This window comes from Amycolatopsis sp. NPDC003731 (genome assembly GCF_053586895.1).
In genome coordinates this window covers 23,513-40,256 of record NZ_JBSFNC010000087.1, presented here as the reverse complement: position 1 = coordinate 40,256, position 16,744 = coordinate 23,513, and the positions used below count along the sequence as shown (strand labels likewise).

17 protein-coding genes and 1 tRNA gene are annotated in these 16,744 nt (G+C 70.1%); 5 read left to right on the top strand and 13 right to left on the bottom strand.

Annotated elements, in window-relative coordinates; translation table 11 throughout:
* Nucleotides 1-663: 663 nt before the first annotated feature.
* The 3 genes from ACWDN5_RS29950 to ACWDN5_RS29940 form a co-directional block, all read right to left on the bottom strand.
* Nucleotides 664-2,610 (bottom strand): hypothetical protein, encoded by a 1,947-nt coding sequence (locus ACWDN5_RS29950; protein WP_449678631.1) that lies wholly within the window; start codon nucleotides 2,608-2,610, stop codon nucleotides 664-666.
* Nucleotides 2,607-3,020 carry a hypothetical protein gene (locus ACWDN5_RS29945; protein WP_449678630.1) on the bottom strand — a complete coding sequence of 138 codons (414 nt, stop codon included), beginning with the start codon at nucleotides 3,018-3,020 and terminating at the stop codon, nucleotides 2,607-2,609. Before ACWDN5_RS29945 ends, ACWDN5_RS29950 begins: the two co-directional genes overlap by 4 nt.
* 613 nt (nucleotides 3,021-3,633) lie before the next feature.
* A tRNA-Asn gene (locus ACWDN5_RS29940) sits at nucleotides 3,634-3,706 on the bottom strand.
* Nucleotides 3,707-3,873: 167 nt separating this feature from the next.
* Here ACWDN5_RS29940 and ACWDN5_RS29935 point away from each other — a divergent pair.
* Nucleotides 3,874-4,044: a hypothetical protein gene (locus ACWDN5_RS29935; protein WP_003097798.1), complete on the top strand. Its 171-nt coding sequence runs from the start codon at nucleotides 3,874-3,876 to the stop codon at nucleotides 4,042-4,044.
* Here ACWDN5_RS29935 and ACWDN5_RS29930 read toward each other — a convergent pair.
* From ACWDN5_RS29930 to dnaG, 3 genes are read right to left on the bottom strand one after another with little or no spacing between them, the layout of a single operon-like run.
* Nucleotides 4,034-4,801 carry a trans-aconitate 2-methyltransferase gene (locus tag ACWDN5_RS29930; protein ID WP_449678629.1) on the bottom strand — a complete coding sequence of 256 codons (768 nt, stop codon included), beginning with the start codon at nucleotides 4,799-4,801 and terminating at the stop codon, nucleotides 4,034-4,036. The two genes, ACWDN5_RS29935 and ACWDN5_RS29930, sit on opposite strands and share 11 nt — an antisense overlap.
* 46 nt (nucleotides 4,802-4,847) lie before the next feature.
* On the bottom strand, nucleotides 4,848-5,369 hold the full coding sequence (locus ACWDN5_RS29925) for a hypothetical protein (protein ID WP_310972488.1): 522 nt from the start codon (nucleotides 5,367-5,369) through the stop codon (nucleotides 4,848-4,850).
* Nucleotide 5,370: 1 nt separating this feature from the next.
* A complete protein-coding gene (dnaG, locus tag ACWDN5_RS29920) occupies nucleotides 5,371-7,287 on the bottom strand; it encodes a DNA primase (protein ID WP_449678628.1) in 1,917 nt (638 codons plus the stop codon).
* 32 nt (nucleotides 7,288-7,319) lie between these two features.
* Between dnaG and ACWDN5_RS29915 the strand changes: the two genes are divergently transcribed.
* On the top strand, nucleotides 7,320-8,264 hold the full coding sequence (locus ACWDN5_RS29915) for a sigma-70 family RNA polymerase sigma factor (protein WP_310972485.1): 945 nt from the start codon (nucleotides 7,320-7,322) through the stop codon (nucleotides 8,262-8,264).
* Here ACWDN5_RS29915 and ACWDN5_RS29910 read toward each other — a convergent pair.
* The 3 genes from ACWDN5_RS29910 to ACWDN5_RS29900 all read right to left on the bottom strand — a co-directional run bounded on the left by ACWDN5_RS29910 (nucleotide 8,245) and on the right by ACWDN5_RS29900 (nucleotide 11,026).
* Entirely contained in the window at nucleotides 8,245-9,015 is a 771-nt protein-coding gene (locus ACWDN5_RS29910; RefSeq protein WP_449678627.1) for a hypothetical protein, read from the bottom strand. The two genes, ACWDN5_RS29915 and ACWDN5_RS29910, sit on opposite strands and share 20 nt — an antisense overlap.
* Nucleotides 9,016-9,078: 63 nt before the next feature.
* A complete protein-coding gene (locus tag ACWDN5_RS29905) occupies nucleotides 9,079-9,645 on the bottom strand; it encodes a carboxymuconolactone decarboxylase family protein (RefSeq protein ID WP_449678626.1) in 567 nt (188 codons plus the stop codon).
* Nucleotides 9,646-9,667: 22 nt separating this feature from the next.
* Nucleotides 9,668-11,026, bottom strand: a complete 1,359-nt coding sequence (locus ACWDN5_RS29900; RefSeq protein WP_449678625.1) for an MFS transporter — start codon at nucleotides 11,024-11,026, stop codon at nucleotides 9,668-9,670.
* A gap of 24 nt (nucleotides 11,027-11,050) precedes the next feature.
* On the opposite strand from ACWDN5_RS29900, the gene ACWDN5_RS29895 reads away from it, so the two are divergent.
* Nucleotides 11,051-11,500 carry a MarR family winged helix-turn-helix transcriptional regulator gene (locus ACWDN5_RS29895; protein WP_310972479.1) on the top strand — a complete coding sequence of 150 codons (450 nt, stop codon included), beginning with the start codon at nucleotides 11,051-11,053 and terminating at the stop codon, nucleotides 11,498-11,500.
* Here ACWDN5_RS29895 and ACWDN5_RS29890 read toward each other — a convergent pair.
* Complete coding sequence (locus tag ACWDN5_RS29890) at nucleotides 11,464-12,192, bottom strand: carboxymuconolactone decarboxylase family protein (protein WP_449678624.1); 729 nt, start codon at nucleotides 12,190-12,192, stop codon at nucleotides 11,464-11,466. The two genes, ACWDN5_RS29895 and ACWDN5_RS29890, sit on opposite strands and share 37 nt — an antisense overlap.
* Before the next feature lie 99 nt (nucleotides 12,193-12,291).
* Between ACWDN5_RS29890 and ACWDN5_RS29885 the strand changes: the two genes are divergently transcribed.
* Both ACWDN5_RS29885 and ACWDN5_RS29880 read left to right on the top strand, forming a co-directional pair.
* The gene (locus ACWDN5_RS29885; protein ID WP_310972477.1) at nucleotides 12,292-12,891 is read left to right on the top strand and encodes a TetR/AcrR family transcriptional regulator; all 600 of its coding nucleotides are present in this window, start codon (nucleotides 12,292-12,294) and stop codon (nucleotides 12,889-12,891) included.
* 38 nt (nucleotides 12,892-12,929) lie between these two features.
* Complete coding sequence (locus tag ACWDN5_RS29880) at nucleotides 12,930-13,280, top strand: VOC family protein (protein WP_449678623.1); 351 nt, start codon at nucleotides 12,930-12,932, stop codon at nucleotides 13,278-13,280.
* Here the strand turns inward: ACWDN5_RS29880 and ACWDN5_RS29875 are convergent, their stop codons facing one another.
* From ACWDN5_RS29875 to ACWDN5_RS29865, 3 genes are read right to left on the bottom strand one after another with little or no spacing between them, the layout of a single operon-like run.
* A complete protein-coding gene (locus tag ACWDN5_RS29875) occupies nucleotides 13,281-13,820 on the bottom strand; it encodes a DinB family protein (RefSeq protein ID WP_449678622.1) in 540 nt (179 codons plus the stop codon).
* Nucleotides 13,817-15,634 (bottom strand): glycosyl transferase, encoded by a 1,818-nt coding sequence (locus ACWDN5_RS29870; RefSeq protein WP_396136933.1) that lies wholly within the window; start codon nucleotides 15,632-15,634, stop codon nucleotides 13,817-13,819. Before ACWDN5_RS29870 ends, ACWDN5_RS29875 begins: the two co-directional genes overlap by 4 nt.
* Nucleotides 15,631-16,710 (bottom strand): serpin family protein, encoded by a 1,080-nt coding sequence (locus ACWDN5_RS29865; protein ID WP_449678621.1) that lies wholly within the window; start codon nucleotides 16,708-16,710, stop codon nucleotides 15,631-15,633. Before ACWDN5_RS29865 ends, ACWDN5_RS29870 begins: the two co-directional genes overlap by 4 nt.
* Nucleotides 16,711-16,744: the final 34 nt, after the last annotated feature.

The following is a 16,744-nucleotide window of genomic DNA, read 5'->3' as shown; positions in this document are numbered from 1 at the left end:
GGCCCAACTGCCCCAGACTGCCCCAGCCGACCTGCGGATTCACCAAAACCGCAGGTCAGGAGGCCTTGCGCACCTCACTGGCAGTGAGGGGGTCACCAACGCTGTTTTTGCTGGTCAAGGACCCAGGCCCCCACCGGCATCCACCGGCATCCACCGGGCAACGGCTCGTGATCGGAACAACCGGGGGTGACCAGCCAAGGACGCGCAGCTTCGGCAGCACGTCCTCGCTGAACTCGGGGCCCGGCGTTCGGCTACGACGCCGCCGGCGGGATCCGGTCGTTCGCCGAGACCGCCGACGAGGCGGCCCGCTGAACACCGACCTAAGACATCGGCCGCGACCGCTACGCCACCGCTTCTCGGCGGGCTCTCGCCGGAAAGGGAAACCATCCTGCTGGCGAATGAAGGGGACGATCAGGCAAAGCTATGGCCGCATAGCGACCCAATTCGTGGACCCGAAATAGGGGATCCTACCACAGTCTACCCGTTGTCGCCGGAGAGCACAGAATCGGCCAGCGTCGATATCCCCGCCATTAAACCCTCTACATCAACCTCTACACCAGTTCGCTATCGCGAGCATGCCAAGCACGCCTCTGATGCCACAAGCTAAGCACCTCATTGAAACGAAGATATCTACAATACTTCCCAAGATCGACAGCACGGACTTCAATCGTCATCGTCAACTTCCGCGGCAGACTTTTCCTCGAATCGGTCGCCCCATCCTGCGAGTTTCCGGTCGATAATATCTATCACACGGCGAGCTCCCTCTACAACTTTCGTTTGCCAACCTTCACGTTCAGTAAAACTCGGCCCGCCCGCATACACCGGAATCGAATCCATTACACGGACCGACTTTTTAAGAGTTTCAATGTTCTTCTGGATAACCGCCCATTGTCGCGCAGCTGCCGCAGCGCCCGCTTGCGCATTATTAGAAACCTCGCCGTTGTAGACTTGGCGCACGAAATCATCGGTGAGCGCTAACGCGGTAGCGTCATCACGCAGCCGGGCTCCGTTCTCGTCTACTACGACGAGCGGCTCACCCGCCCGACCAGCTCGAATGACTTCGTAAGCTTGCAACACTCCCCGGGGCCGCGACAGCATTGCTCGCATTACCACGGCAGGGCTCCGGTCGTCGTCATCATCCTCGCCGCCGAACACCTCGCGCTGCAACGCCATTGTTTCAGAAACGGCCATATAATAGGCAGCCTTGATGGCCAACTCCGTCTGCGCATCGGCGAGACGACCACCATCACCTTGCCCCGCCGCTACTTCCTCTAACGCCTGGTCACGAAGATCCTTCAAAGTTAGCGCCGAGCCGGGCATCCCTTCAAGCTGCATGTCGCCCGACAAGTTAGCTATCTCCGGCAGCCGGTACATTCGCTGCAATACTGCACGACGCGGCCGAATATACGCTACGTCATCCTGGGTACTCGTGCGTAGCGGCCGCAAGATCAACTCGACCGCGATATCAACCCGGTCCTCCCGTTTCGGTCGCTGCTCTACCGTAAGGGAGCGAATGCCGTCATTCACCCTGCGGGTCGTTCCTGCCCCACCAGCAAGGATTGAGCGAATAATCTCCGCTGTACGCAGATCAGGGTCCTGAGGGAGTCCCCATTTTTTAATTTGGGCAGGCGAGGCTGTTCCTGCGAGCCAGCTTTTCTCGCGCTTGTCCAGAGTGGCGGGCCGAGTGCGGAGTGGTCGCGAAAGTGAATCGAGTACAGCGTCAGCTTTTGCTTCGTTCTCGACCGCACGACCGTACGCCTTCGGCGGCCGAATGTGAGTTAACCCGATGAAGTTTCGAATTGCAGTGTGGAATGGCAGAGATGATCGCGGCTCGGGCCGAAAGCCGACCACGACTCGGGCCGGTACCGTGAGAACCCTCAGGGCTGCGCGCTCCGCTTCGCTAAGGTCCTCCCAATCGCGTCCTTGCACCGAACGCGCGAATGCGTTTACAGCTGCACGGAACTTTCGGTTGTCCTCTAAGTTATAGGCCAAGTCAGCAATCGAGTACCGCAAAATTTGGTGAACTGAACTTATGCGACTCGACCCGTCGGCCGCGATCAGGAACGTCGCCGGGGCGGCCCCGTCCAGGTGGTGGGCCGTTAAGGCCACCACCGTCAAGGGCTGTAGCACGCCCTCGACCCGAAGGTCCTCCACGAGCGGGTTGGCTCGACTCAACCTCGCTTCGGCATCGCCCAGCCTAGCGACAAGGTCATCGGGCGTCGCGACATCTAAGACCAGTTCCGCGTTGCCGTCGGGCATCGCGGCAGGCTCAAGTAACACATCACCTACCCCGGCGTCACCGCCCAAGGCATAAGTTCGGTGCCCGTACTCTCGCGGGTTGGCGGGGTGAGGCAGCACACTGGCGGACCACAGCCGGGTCTCGACCAGGACAAGGGTACCGCCCTGCACCCTCAGTTCCACGGGGTCTGCCAACTTTCGGCGCATGTCATCCGGGCGAGCGGCGGCGCGAGCAAACGCCCGCACCGCCGCCGCGCTGAGGTTCTTCCCCCCCAGCGCGTTCGCCAGGTTGGTCACCGCGGCCGGCTTCGCCAAGGTCGGCCGGTCGGGCACCCAGCCGTCGTCGACGTAGTCGAAAGCCTCAGGACTCACGGGGTAGCCTCCATGATCCGATTGAGAAGATCCGAAACCTGCTCGGCTTCCCAGGCGGCTTCCTGCTCCGCCAGTGAGTTATCCCCTGACATCCACATGCGGCCGACGATGAACTCACCCAGGAAGGCGGAAAGCAACCCCCACGCTTCTAGGGGCAGTCGGACGTCGTACAGTCGGTCGCCGCCCAGGTTAAGCACCGTGCCGAACGGAAAGGTCTGGGTCTCCGGCCCGAGAAGACTCGCGAACATCCCCGTCAGGCGCCCCAGGGTGATCCCCTCCGGACGCAGCTCGATGACTGCCTCCTGCGCGACACCGAGGCGATCCGAGGCTTCGGACAGCACCGTGAGCGCCCACCGGGCGTCGTCCCAGGACAAAGGAATCGAAATGGGAAAATACGTAGGTGTGGCCATAGTTCAGCACTCCTGTGGAGTCAGCTGACGGCGAACCGCCAGCACGTCGAAACCAGCCACTAGGCGCGATACGCCCAGTGAAGCGAGAGTTCGACGCGAGGCCTGACTCCACCCTTGTCGATCCCGACCTAGAAACCGCCGAGACCTCGAGTGCCGCTACGAGCCAAATCGTCATCCGACCCGAAGACACCAGTCTTGGGGTACGGCCAGCAGGCCCGGCGGCGCGACGGTGGTGCGTTAGCGGTGCCGGTCTGCGTGACGCAGGTATTCGAGCGGGTCGCTCGGACCCAGGGTACCCCCCTCGATCTCGACAGCCAGCCCTACCCACCCCGGCGCGTCGGTTGCTTTCATGCCGAGGCGGGCCGGGTCACACGCCCCGGCCGCGTCAGTCGCACTTCTCCACTTCGCCTCGATCGAAGGCAAGCGATCGCTCAACTGGCGGACGCCAGGGGCGGCTCAAGACGATCCCGGTCCGGCTGGTTGCCGCGAACGCTGGGCGGCAGCCAGCGCGTCGACGTCGCGACGCCCGCTCGCTGGACGATCGTCAAGATCGACACTAAATCGCCCCTACCCATGGGTAGCAAAAAGGCCCAGGTCGTTGACCTGGGCCTTGCTCCCCCGCTTGGACTCGAACCAAGAACCCTCCGGTTAACAGCCGAATGCTCTGCCAGTTGAGCTACAGGGGAATGTTGCTCACTTCCGGTGCCGGTCTCTCCGACCGACGAGAAGAACTTTAGACCATGCCCCGGAAGCCCCGTGCACCACCCCCCACTTAGCGCAACCGCCCCCGCCCGCGCGGTTTTCCTGGACAATGGACAGTCGGACGACCTAACGACGGAAGGCGTGGACGCGGATGAAGAAGTTCCTGCTGGGGGCCGGCCTGGGGTACGTACTGGGCGCCAAGGCAGGCCGGGGGCGGTACGAGCAGCTCGTGCGCACCTACCGCCGGGTCGTCGACCACCCGATGGTCCAAGGCGCCGCCGGGGTGGCGCGCGCGAAGATCGGGGAGAAGCTCAAGCGCTGACGCGCGCCACGAAGAACACCCTGCGGAACTCGAACCAGGTGACCCCGTCGGCCCGCTCCGGGTACGCCGAGTCCAACAGCGGGGCCAGTTCGGCGCGGAACCGCTCCCACTCCGCGTCCGGCAGGGCCGCGCGGATCGGGCGCAACGCTGTTCCGGTGATCCACTCCAGCACCGGTGAAGGCCCGGTCAGGGGCTGGACGTACGTCGTCTCCCAGGCGTCGACCGTGCAGCCCGCGTCGGCCAGGAGGCTCGCGTACTCCGCCGGGGTCGACACCGCGTCGTCCTCGCGCAGCACCACCTCCTCCAAGCGGGACGCCCAGGCCGGGGACGCCGCCAGCGAGCGCGTGAGCACGTGCGAAGGCGCGTTGAAGTTGCCCGGCACCTGCACCGCCAGGTACGCCCCCGCAGGCAGCGACGACACCCATCGCCGAAGCAGCGGAGCGTGGTCGGGGACCCACTGCAGGACGGCGTTCGACACCACGACGTCGGTGTCGGGCGCCGGCTGCCAGTCGCGGACGTCGAGCAGCCGCGCGTCCAGACCGCGAGCGCGGGCCGCTGCCACCATTTCCGGTGAACTATCGCTGCACTCCAGCGCCGCCTCGGGCCAGCGGTCACGCAGGGAAACCGTCAGGTTGCCCGGGCCGCAGCCCAGGTCGGCGACCCGCCGCGGCGACGCGGCCCCGATGCGCGAGACCAGGTCGTGGAACGGCCGGGCCCGCAGGTCGGCGTAGTCGAGGTACTTGCCCGGATCCCACACGGCCGCCTCCCATAACAGTACGCTTGTACTGAGTACGAGCGTACTGCTATTCGGCCGGGTTGACCAGCTTCGCGGCGACCTGCTCGGCGATGGCCGTCACCAGCTCGACGTCGGTGCCCGGGTCGGGCCGGACCTGCAGCACGCTGCCGTCGCGGCCGGGCACCTTGCGCTGGACGAACCACGCTCCCCCGGCGCCGATCTCCTGCCGGTGCCGGGAGCGGATCGAGCCCTCGACGCGCTGGTAGGCCTCACGCGGCACCTTGCCCGGCGCCGGCAGCCGGAAGCGCACCGGCGGCAGGTCGGCCAGCACGACCGCCGTACCCGCCGTTCCGACCTCGGCCGACTCCGTCAGCGTGAAGACGCCGTCCGCCCAGGTCGCCTTGCCGACGAGGTGCCAGCCGACGCGCCGCGCGCTGTCGCCGGCCGGGATCCACAGGCCCAGGGCCGTCACGACCAGGTGGCCGCCGCCCTCGACGGGGGCGCTGTCGACGACTTCCTCGCCCGGCTCCAGAGTTCCGGCGAACCCGTCGGGGGTGCGGTCGCCGAGCAACCGGCGCAGGAAACTCATCTCAGCTCCACGCGCCGGCGGCCGCCTGCTCGCCCAGCGACTTCTTGTACTGCTCCAGCGCGACGAGGTCGCCGAACAGCGCGCGGTAGTCGTCCGGCGCTTCGACCGGCGACAGCCGCTGCAGCTTGCCCTTGATCTCCGCGATCTGCCGCCCGACGAGCCCCTCCTGCAGCCGCGCCAGGATCGACGAGATGTACCGGGAGTCGACCTCGTCCTTGGCCTGCAACGGTTCCACCGCCAGCTCGGACAGTACCCGCCGGACCGTCCCTTCCGGACAGTGCGGCGCCGCCGCGTCCAGCAGCGCCGGGCCGGTCAGGCCCGAACCCGCGCCGCCCGCCTTGAGCACCGCCTCGTGCACCGCGACGTACACCGGGTGGGTGAACGCCTCCAGCGGCAGCGCGTCGTACTCCGGCCCGGCGATCGCGGGCTGCTGCAGGGCGGCCTTCAGCGCCTCGCGCTGCACGGCGAACCGCGGGTCCTTCGGGGCCGGGCGGGCGAGGTCCTGCGCCGGGGCCGCCGGGGCGGCCTGCTGGGCGCGTGCGGGCTGCCGCAGCGGGGCCCCGCCGCGCTTGTCCGTCGCGCCCGCGGCCCCGCGGACGCGGTTGACGACCTGGGCGACGTCCTGCCAGCCCACCCACCAGGCGAGCTTCGACGCGTAGCCGTCGCGGGCCGCGCGGTCCTTGATCGACGCCACCATCGGCACGGTCTTCTGCAGCGCCGCGACCTGGCCGTCGACCGAGTCGAGGTCGTAGTTCTTGAGCGTGCTGCGGATGACGAACTCGAACAGCGGGGTCCGCCGCGCGACCAGGTCCTTCACCGCGCTGTCGCCCTTGGCCAGCCGCAGCTCGCACGGGTCCATGCCGTCCGGCGCGACCGCGATGTACGTCTGGCCGGCGAACGTCTGGTCGCCCTCGAACGCCTTCAGCGCCGCCTTCTGGCCCGCTTCGTCGCCGTCGAAGGTGAAGATGACTTCGCCGCGGAACGCGTCATCGTCCATCATCAGCCGGCGAAGCACCTTCATGTGGTCCTCGCCGAACGCCGTGCCCGACGACGCCACCGCCGTCGGCACGCCCGACGCGTGCATCGCCATGACGTCGGTGTAGCCCTCGACCACGACGACCTGGTGCCGCTTCGCGATCTCGCGCTTGGCCAGGTCGAGGCCGAACATGACCTGGGACTTCTTGTAGATCGGCGACTCGGCCGTGTTGAGGTACTTCGCCGAGATCCGGTCGTCGTCGAACAGCCGCCGCGCGCCGAAGCCGACGACGTCGTTGCCGACGTCGCGGATCGGCCAGACCAGCCGCCGGTGGAACCGGTCCATCGGGCCGCGCTGGCCCTCCTTGGACAGCCCCGCGGTGAGCAGTTCCTTGACCTCGAAGCCGCGGGTGAGCAGGAACTTCGTCAGCTTGTCCCAGCCGCCGGGTGCGTACCCGCAGCCGAACGTCTTCGCCATCGCGGCGTCGAACCCGCGCTCGGACAGGAAGTCCCGCGCCGGGCGCGCCTCGTCGGTGAGCAGCTGCTCGGCGTAGAACTCCTGGGCCAGGCGGTGGGCCTCGACCAGCCGGGTGCGGCTGCCGCGGTCGCGCTGGATCGTCGCGCCGCCGCCCTCGTAGGTGAGCCGGATGCCGACCCGGTCGGCCAGCCGCTCGACGGCTTCCACGAACGAGATCAGGTCGATCTTCTGGATGAACTTGATGACGTCGCCGCCTTCGCCACAGCCGAAGCAGTGGAAGGTGCCGTGCGTCGGGCGGACGTTGAACGACGGGGTCTTCTCGTTGTGGAACGGGCAGAGGCCCTTCAGGCTGCCCCCACCGGCGCGGCGCAGGGCCACGTACTCCCCGACGACCTCGTCGATCCGGTTCCGCTCGCGCACCTCCGCGATGTCGCTCTCCCGAATCCGTCCTGCCACGTCACCCACTCTAGCTTTGCCGGTTGCGGCACACTCGGGGCATGGCCTCCACGCCCACCGCCCAGGACGCACTCGCCGCGCGGTTCGCCGAGCACCGCAGTCACCTCATCGGCGTCGCCTACCGGCTGACCGGCACCCGCGCCGACGCCGAGGACGCCGTCCAGGAGTCCTGGTTCCGGCTGGCCGGCCTGGACGACGCCGGCCGCGCGGCGATCCGCGACCTGCGGGGCTGGCTGACCACGGTCGTCGGCCGGATCTGCCTCGACCGGCTCAAGTCGGCCGCCGCGCAGCGGGAGCGCTACGTCGGCAACTGGCTGCCGGAGCCGGTCGTCACGCCGTTCGGGCGGCCGGTGAGCGAGGACCCCCTCGACGTCGCGGTCCGCGACGACGGCCTGCGGATGGCCGCGCTGGTCGTCCTCGACAAGCTGACGCCGGAGCAGCGCGTCGCCTTCGTCCTGCACGACGCCTTCTCGGTGCCGTTCTCGGAGATCGCGGACGCCCTCGGCGTCTCGGTCGACGCCGCCCGCCAGTACGCCTCCCGCGGCCGCAAGGCCCTCGCCGACGCCGACCCGGCACCGCGCGTCCCGCTGGAGGACCAGGCGAAGATCCTCGAAATGTTCGTCACCGCGCTGCAGGCCGGGGACGTCCGGGCGATGACCGAGCTGCTGGCCCCGGACGTCGTGCTCGTCGGCGACTCGAACGGCAAGGGCCGTACCGCCCGCAACCTCATTGTCGGCGCGGACAAGATCGCCCGCTTCTTCATCGGCCTCACCAGGAAGTACGCGCCCGGCATCCTCACCGGTGGCACGCCGGTGCTCGTCAACGGCGACCTGGGCCTGCACCTGGCTCCGCAACCGGGCCAGGAGGGCTTCTTCGACCTCGACGAGCACGTCCAGTCGGTCAGCATCCGCGACGGCCGGATCGTGGCGATCTACGACATGGTCAACCCGGACAAGCTGACCCGGATCACGCGTCCCGGCGCCTGACCTTCACGATCCCGGCGGCCAGCAGGACGGCGGCGAAGGCGGCGAAGTAGGCCAGCGCCCAGCCCGGGCTCAGCGGCGAGTCGGACAGGACGCCGGCGTTGCCGCCGTCCCGGCCCGCGTTCGCCTCGCCGCGGCCGCTGAGGAACTTCGTGACGGCGTTCAGCGGCAGCCACCGGTGGATCTCCTGGCCGGCGCGCGGGATCAGCTGGACGACGTTCTCCGCCATCAGCGGGTAGGCGACGACCACCGCGACCGCGCCGGCGGTGTAGCGCACGAGCAGGCCGACGCCCACCCCGCAGACGGCGGCCAACGCGAACACCGGTCCGGTCCCGGCGACGATCCGCCAGTCGGCGCCGCTGTCCAGGGCCAGGTCGGCGCCCGGCGCGAGGACCCGCGCCAGCAGCCAGGCCGCGAACGCGGCGGCTTCGCCGAGCAGGAAGGCGTACCCGGCGACCAGCGCGGCCTTGGCCAGCAGCACCGGCGTCCGGCTCGGCACGGCCTGGAAGGTGCCGTGGATCGTGCCGGAGTGGTATTCGCCGGTCACCGCGAGCGCGGCCAGCACCAGCACGCCGACCAGGGCGAGCTGGTAGCCGGCCTGGGTGCTCGCGACCGTGGGCGGCAGGTGGGCCTCTCCCGCGCTGAGGGCGGAGATCACGGCCGGGAAGGCCAGCGCGACCAGGGTGAAGATGCCGCACACCCAGGGCGTGGTGATGCTGAAGAGCTTGATCCGTTCACTGGCGACGAGGTGCATGCGCAGAACGGTCCCGCGGCGGACCCCGGCGGCGCGTCCCCCCGGGGTCGGGTTCGGCGCCTCCTACGGGAGCGGGACGCGGCACGCGTCGCCGGAGGTGAACCCCTGGTCGACGATGCCGAGTGCGCTGTTCATCCGGGCGCGGGAGTTCTCCAGCGCGATCTGGTAGGTCAGCTCCAGGACGCCCTCGCGGCCGAACTCCCGCTCGAGCTCGGCGACCTGCTCGTCGGTCACCGTGACCTGGTCGCCGGACATCGCGTCGGCGTAGGCGAGCGCCAGCCGCTCCTGGTGGCTGAAGGCGGGGGAAGTCGCGTAGTCGTCGATCTTCGTGAGCCGCTCGATGTCGAGGCCGTCGTGCTTCTGCAGCATGGTGCCGAAGTCGACGCACCACGAGCAGCCGATCCGCGTCGCGACCCGGTAGACGGCGAGCTCCCGCACGTTCGCCGGGACCTTCTGCGACGCGCGCTCGGCCAGCAGCTCGTGGACCACGGACGTCCGCAGCAGCCCGGGGTGGTGCGCGGTGACGGCCATCGGCTCGGGCACCGCGCCGAAGCGGCGGCCGGCGATCCGGTAGACGAGCTTGAGGAAGAGCCCGGCCTCGGACGTCTTCTTGGCGGGGATGCGCGGCATGTCGTTCTCCTTCGTCCGGTGTCTACGGTCTGGACGAGACGGCGTCCGCAGACGTGACACCGGGCGCTGTGAACCACGCCACCAGCATCGCCCCGGCCGCCGCGGCGAACACGACGGTGAGGCCGGGTGCGGCGAGCCCGCCGGTCGTGGCCAGCGCGAGCCAGCCGAACACCGCGTTCCCGGCGAGGCCGCCGGCCTGCCGGGCGAAGGTCAGCGACCCGAGCGTCACGCCGAGCAGCGCCCGGTCGGCCCGCGTCTGACCGAGGACGGTGTAGGCGGACGTGCAGACGGCGAAGGCCGCGCCGATCGCGAACAGACCCGGGGCGAGCAGCCAGGGGCTGCCGTCGAAGGCGGCGGCGACCGCGATCGCGGCCAGTCCGGCGGTGCCGAGCAGGCAGCCGGCCCGGCCCCACGCCGTCAGGTCCGGGTGCCGCCGGGCCAGCGCGGCGAAGGACGTCGAGAGGACGAGCTGTCCCGCGGTCATGGCGACGAGCAGCAGCCCGGTGGCCGCCGCCCGGGCGCCGAGCGCGGCGACCAGGGCGACGTAGGTGAAGGTGCCGTAGAGCGCCGCGCCCGCCAGGCCGTTGACCACCACCGCGCGCTTGAGGACGGCGTCCGCGAACACCTTCGGCGAGATCAGCGGGCTCTTCGTACGGCGCTGCCGCCGGACGAACAGGAAGCCCGTCACCACGGTCGTTCCGAGCAGGATCGACGTCCACAGTGGACTCCTGGCGAGCGCGTCGACGGTGCCGAGCGCGACGACGGCGGTCCCCGCGACGGCCAGCAGCGCACTGCCCGGAACGTCGAACTTTCCCTTGTCCTGACGCGCTTTCGCCGGCAGCCCGCGTAAGCCGAGCAGCAAAGCGGGCACGCTCAACGGCAGGTTGATCAGGAAGATCCACCGCCAGCCGGGACCGGCGGCGAGCAGCCCGCCCAGCGGCGGGCCGCCGAGGGTGGCCGCCGCGAAGACGGCCGTCTGCCAGCCTTGGCGGCGCAGCAGCTCGTCGCGGTCGAACAGCTCGCCGAGCGCGCTCATCGCCGTGACGATCAGCCCGCTGCCGCCCAGGCCCTGCAGCGCGCGGGCGGCGATCAGCGAGCCGAGATCGGGTGCGGCGGCGCACCAGGCGGAGGCGGCGGCGAACAGGAGCACCGATAGCGCGAAGGAGATCCGGCGGCCGTAGAGGTCGCCGAGCCGGCCGTGCAGCGGCGTCGCGACGGTCAGGGTCAGCAGCCCGGCGGCGGTGACCGCGACCAGCCCGGTGCGGGCGTGCAGGCCGGCGCCGATCGACGGCAGGGCGGCCGTGAGAACCAGGCCGTCCAGCTGGGCCATGGCCATGCCGAGCAGGAGCCCTGCGTAGGCGAGGTTCCGAGATGCGTGCATAAAGCACACGTTATAACGTGCGTTATGCACACATCAAGTGAGGGCGGCCCGGCCCTGTTCCGCCTGGTCCGCCATTGGGCGCGCCAGTGGGCCCCGGACGTCGTCGACCGCTTCGCCGCCGGCACCCCGCCGTCGTGGACCGTGCCGAACTTGTTCGTCATCCAGGCGATCGACGGCACGGCCGGCGACGAGGTGACGGTCGCGGACGTGGCCCGCCAGCTGGGCATCGACCGCTCGGTGGCCAGCCGGATGGTGAGCGAAGCGGCTCGAGCGGGCTTCGTCGAGCGCTCGACGTCGACCCGCGACGCACGCCGGGCGGTGCTGACGTTGACGGAGTTCGCGAAGGAGTTCCTCGAGGCTTCGCAGGCTCACCAGCGCCAGGCGTTCGACGCGCTGGTGGGCCACTGGCCGCAGGAGGACCGCGAGCGCTTCGCCGGCTACCTCGGCCGGCTCGCGGACGAGGTGCTCGGCTGAGCGAGGATCTCGTTCAGCACTTCCCAGGCGTGCCAGGCACGCGTGACGCCGAACTGGGCGATGAACCGCAGTGCCGCGCGCACGTCTTCCGGTGCCGCGCCACCCCGTAGCGCGCGCCCGACGTGCGTGCGAAAGGTGTCGGCCAGGGTCTGGTAATGGACGTCGACGCTGAGGCTGACCAGGCCGCGCTCGCGTTCGCTGAGCGTGCCGGGCCCGTGGCCGGTGCGCATGCGTGACTGCAGGTCGAAGAACTCGGCGAAGTGCGGGTCGAGTTCGGCCAGCCGGGCCCGCACCGGGGGCGGCAGCGGGCTGGGTGCCGCCTCCGGCCCGGTCGACACGAGTTCCGGGGCGAGGGGTTCGGCGTCCGGACGCGCCAGGCCGAGTTCCGCCTCGAGCGCGGAGATCCGCTCGAGGCCGGCGGTCGCGGCGTGGTAACCGCAGTCGTAGGAGACGAACCGCAGCAGCTCGCGGAGGTCCGCGGTGGACACCCCGGCCGCGAGCCCGGCCCGCACGTGCGCCTCGAACGCCGAGCCCAGGCTCGCCTGGCAGACATCGGCCGTGACGCACAGGAACGTCTTCTCGCGGTCGGCCAGCTCGGGGATCGCCCCGGCGAACCGCGCGGTGGCCCCGGCCATCTGCGCGTAAACCGGGTCGAGGCGTTCCAGGTCGGGCGGGGTTTCGATGGTGGTCAACAGCACTCCCTCAGTCGGATGACGTTCGTAGCGCTACGGCTGTAGTGCGAATTACGCTACACCTGTAGCGCAAAGGCTGTCCAGCTACACTGGGCGACGATGGAAGACACCAGGCGCCGTCCGAACGCCCGTGGCCAGGGCGAGCTGCTGCGCGAAGAAATCGTCACGGCCGCCGTCCGGATGCTCGACGAGCTCGCCGACGACGAAGCGCTGTCGCTGCGGGCCGTGGCGCGGGCGGTGTCGATCGCGGCGACGTCGGTCTACCTGCACTTCCCGGACCGCGACGCGCTCGTGCTGGCCGCCATGCAGCGATGCCACGAGGACCTCGTCCGCGTCGGTGACGAGGCGGCCGCCGCGGCCGACGGCCCCGCGGCCGCGCTCCGCGCCCGGATCCTCGCCCAGGCCGCGTGGGCGCAGGAGCATTCCGGGCTGTACAAGGTGCTGCACGAGAGCGCGGTCCACCGGCGGCACGGGATGCCGTTCAAGGAGGTAATGGTCGCCCGCACGATCGAGGCGGTCCAGGCGTGCATGGACGCCGGCGTGGCTCCGGCCGACGACGCCACGACGGTCGCCATCGACCTGCGGACCGCCGTCAACGGCATGCTGGCCCAGCGGATCAACGAGCCCGACCTGCCGTGGCCGCCCGCGGTCGAGCAGCTCGACCGGTTCCTGGTCAAGCTGGTCGGCCTGCGGCTCTGACTTGTGCGTCCGGCCGGAACCGGCTTGGGTGGGCCGGTATGAACCCGGGTTTCCCGACGGTGGTCCCGCGGATGGTGGTGCGCGACCTCGTCGCCGCCGTCGCGTTCCTGCGCACGGTCTTCGGCGCGACCGGCGAGGTCGAGAGCGGGCGCCCCGCCCAGCTCCGTCTCGGCGACTCGCTGGTCATGGTCTCGGCCGAAGGCGACCGGGAACTGTTCCCGGCGTTCCTCCACGTCTACGTCGCCGATGTGGACGCCACGTACCGCCGCGCCCTCGACTGCGGCGCGACGAGCCTGGAGGAACCGGCCGCCATGCCCTACGGCGACCGGCGGGCGATGGTCCGTGACCTGTTCGGCAACGTCTTCCAGATCGCCCGGCCCGGGGGCTGACTACTCCCCGGTGCTGCCGTCGACCGCCTCGCGGACCAGGTCGGCGTGGCCGTTGTGGCGGCTGTACTCCTCGACCAGGTGGACCAGGATCCAGCGCAGGGTCGGCGTGCCGCCGTCCCGCCGGGCGCGCCGGGCGCGCTGCCCCAGGTCGCCGCCGGCCAGCGCTTCCGTCACGGCCGCCCGGGAGCGCTCGACCGCGGCCGCCCAGAGTTCGCGCAGCCGCTCCGGGGTGTCGTCCGCGGCCGAATCCCAGTCCCAGTCCGGCGTGGCCGCCCAGTCGACCGCGTCGAACGGCGCCATCCGGTCACGGCCGTGCAGCACGTGGGAGAACCAGTGGTCCTCGACGTAGGCCAGGTGCTTGAGCAGCCCGCCGAGGGTCATCGTGGACGGCGGGTGCGTCGCGCGCAGGCCCGCCGCGTCCAGGCCGGCGCACTTCCAGGCCAGTGTCGCGCGGTGGAAGTCGAGGAAGCCGAGGAGCGTGGTGGCTTCGTCGCCGTCGTAGGGCGGCTCCGGGCGGCCCTGATCGTCCACAGTGGTCACGAAGACGCCGTCAGCGGGCGGACGTCCCAGATCCATACACCACCGACGAACTCCGCCGGCTTGCGCAGCAGCAGCTCCACAGTGGACTTCAGCGCTTCCTGGTTCTGGCGCGGCCCGACCACGAGCACGTCGGCGTTCCAGGCGCGCAGGTCCGCGAGCGCCTGGGTGCGGTCGGCCTCGGTGACCTCGGCCGCCTGGCCGGTGCGCTCCACCTGGGCGAACAGGTCCGACGTCGGCAGCGGGACGGCGCCGTAGCGGCCGCGGCGGTCGGTCGGGGACGTCGGGCCGACGAAGTAGCCCTCCGGCATCGGGTAGCCGAGACCCGCGTCGACCTGCCAGTGCAGCGGCTCGGCCTCCCCGGTGCTCGGCAGCGGCACCGGCACCAGCGAACCGCCCGGCGCGATGTACTGGCGCCAGATCCCGTCGGCGAAGAACGGCGGCGAGAGCGGCCGCTGGTGCGTCACCAGCTCCGTCGGCGCGATCGGGAGCAGCACGGCCACCACCGCGCCGATCCAGATCATCTTCAGGGGGAACCGCTGCTTGCCTTCGAGGGGTTCCGGTTGCTCGGCGGCCGCAGTCCAGACGCGGTGCGTCGCGATCGCCAGGAGCGCGCCCACGACGGGAATGCAGCCCATCGCGAGCCGGGACTCGAGCAGTGAGTCGAGCAGCGGCAGCTGGCCCAGCCACTTCCACGGGCCGGCGATGCCGGTGTCCTCGTGCGCCACGGTGATCTCGATGCCGAGCGAGAGCAGGGCCATCACGTACATCGTGATCGCGAGCGCCCGCGAAACGACGTCGCGCCACAGCCAGATCGTCAGCATCACCATGAGCACGATCAGCGGCCAGCCGAAGAACGCGTTCTCCTCGGTGCGGTTCATCGAGACATCCGCGGCCGCCTCGGGCGCGCCGGCGACCGACTGCGTCGCGAACCGCGTGAACGCCGCCGTGTCGTTGCCCGCCGAGCCGTGCAGCAGCGAGTGGAAGCTCTGCGGGCCGAAGAACTGCCAGTACAACGGGAATCCGGTGATCACCAGAGCGACGACCGCGCCGATCCCGATGCCCTTGCCCAGCGGGGCCAGCATGCCGCGGATCTCCGCGCGGTGCGGGATCAGCCACGCGACCGCGAACACGATGAAGGCGAGGGCGAAGATGGCCAGCGGCTCTTCGCCCAGCAGGATCTGCCACGCGACGAGCAGCCCGAGCACGATGCCGTTGCGCACCGGGCGGACGCCGCGCGCGACCTGGATCGTCTTGAGCGCGATGAACGGCAGCACGAACAGCACGACGAAGTTCGGGTGCGCGTTGCCGTGCGAGATCATCGGCGGCGCGAAGCCGCAGAACGCGCCGCCGATCGCGGCCGCCGTCCGGTTCGGCACCAGGTGCCGGGAGAACACCCAGTACCAGCCGAGCGCGGTGCCGGCGAGGCCCGCGGTGAGCACGATCGCCCAGGTGAGGGTCGCGCCGAAGGTCAGTGTCAGGGGCGCCAGCGGGATGTTCAGGCCGAACATCGCCGCATTGGCCGCCATGTTGACGCCGTGCGGGTAGTTCTGCAGGTCCGTGGTGAACGGGTTCTGGAAGTGCAGGACGGCCTTCGCGACGACCGTCGAGTACCACTCCCACTGGCTCTGGTCGGCGCCGCCGTTCCAGAGGTAACCGCGCTTGAGGTCGAACCACAGCCCGTTGTAGAGCAGGATCGTGAACAGCAGGAACCCGCCGGCGATCGCGGAGTCCTGCCACGCCCAGCGCTTCGGGCCTTCCGGCGGTTCGGGAGCGGGCGGCACCAGCTCGGGAACGGCTTCGGACTTCAGGCTCACGGTTCGACCACCCTGGCGAGGAAGTAGAGCGCCCCGGTCCCGGCGTGCCGGACCAGCAGCAGGAACGGCCGGTCCACCGCCACGGCGACCGGGTCGTCGATCGTCATCGACATGAGGCGCATGACCAGCGCGGTGGCCGCGGCCCCCTCGAAGCCTTGTTCGTCGACGCGCAGCACGGCCTGGTGCAGCACCTCCGACACGGTCAGCCGCGGATCCGGCGAGAGCCCGGTCAGGTCGGCGCGGTCGGTGAACATCGTCCGCACGCCGAGACCGTGCAGCACGCCGGAAAGCTTGCTGGACACGTCGAGCGAGATCTTGGGGAGCGAGAGCTCGACCGGCTTGGCGCGGACCTTGCCGAGCAGGTTCGTCAGCTTCTCCTGGTCGAGCTGGGATTCCGCCTCGGCGAGGTCCCCATCGGGCAGCAGCACGACGGCCTGCAGGCCACCGGCCGCGGCCAGCTGCACCGCCTGCCAGCCGCCGGAGTGCGCGTAGCCGAGGCTCTCGCTGAGCCACATGGTCGGTACGTCCCGGGTGCCGGCCGGGGCGTGGAACGGCGCGTCGCTGGTGTTGGCTTCGCGGAAGGGCAGTTTCCACGCGGCTTTGAGGTAGAGGGCGTTGACGAGCACGGCGGCGACGTCGTCGCTGATCGAGCCGGGCGGCAGCAGCTGCGGGATCAGCCCGCGCGTGGTGCGCTCGACGTCGTCGTTGATGAGGGCGCGAGCGGTTTCGGGTTCCTTTTCGAAGGGCGCGCTCGCGACGGCGGCCCCGGGCCATTCGGCGAGCTCGGCCTTGAAGGAGTCTTCGAGCGGGAGCCGGTCGTCGGCCCACAGCGTGTTGGCCACGGCCAGCTCGGCGTCGTCCTCGGCGAGCTGGGCGGCCTCCCGCAGCAGGACGGTCTGCGCGTCGGGGTCACCGACCAGGGCGACGAGCTCGTCCCGCGTCTCTCCCCGGGCGGCCCGCGCGGCGAGGGTCAGCGCACTGGCCACCGAGTACGGCGAGAAGCACGTGTTCCCGCCCCCGGCACCGAGGGCCGCGTGGACGGCGAGGGCGAACCGGAGGTGGCTATCCGTGGCCATGCGGGCGAGACTACCGGACCGCCGACCCCCACCG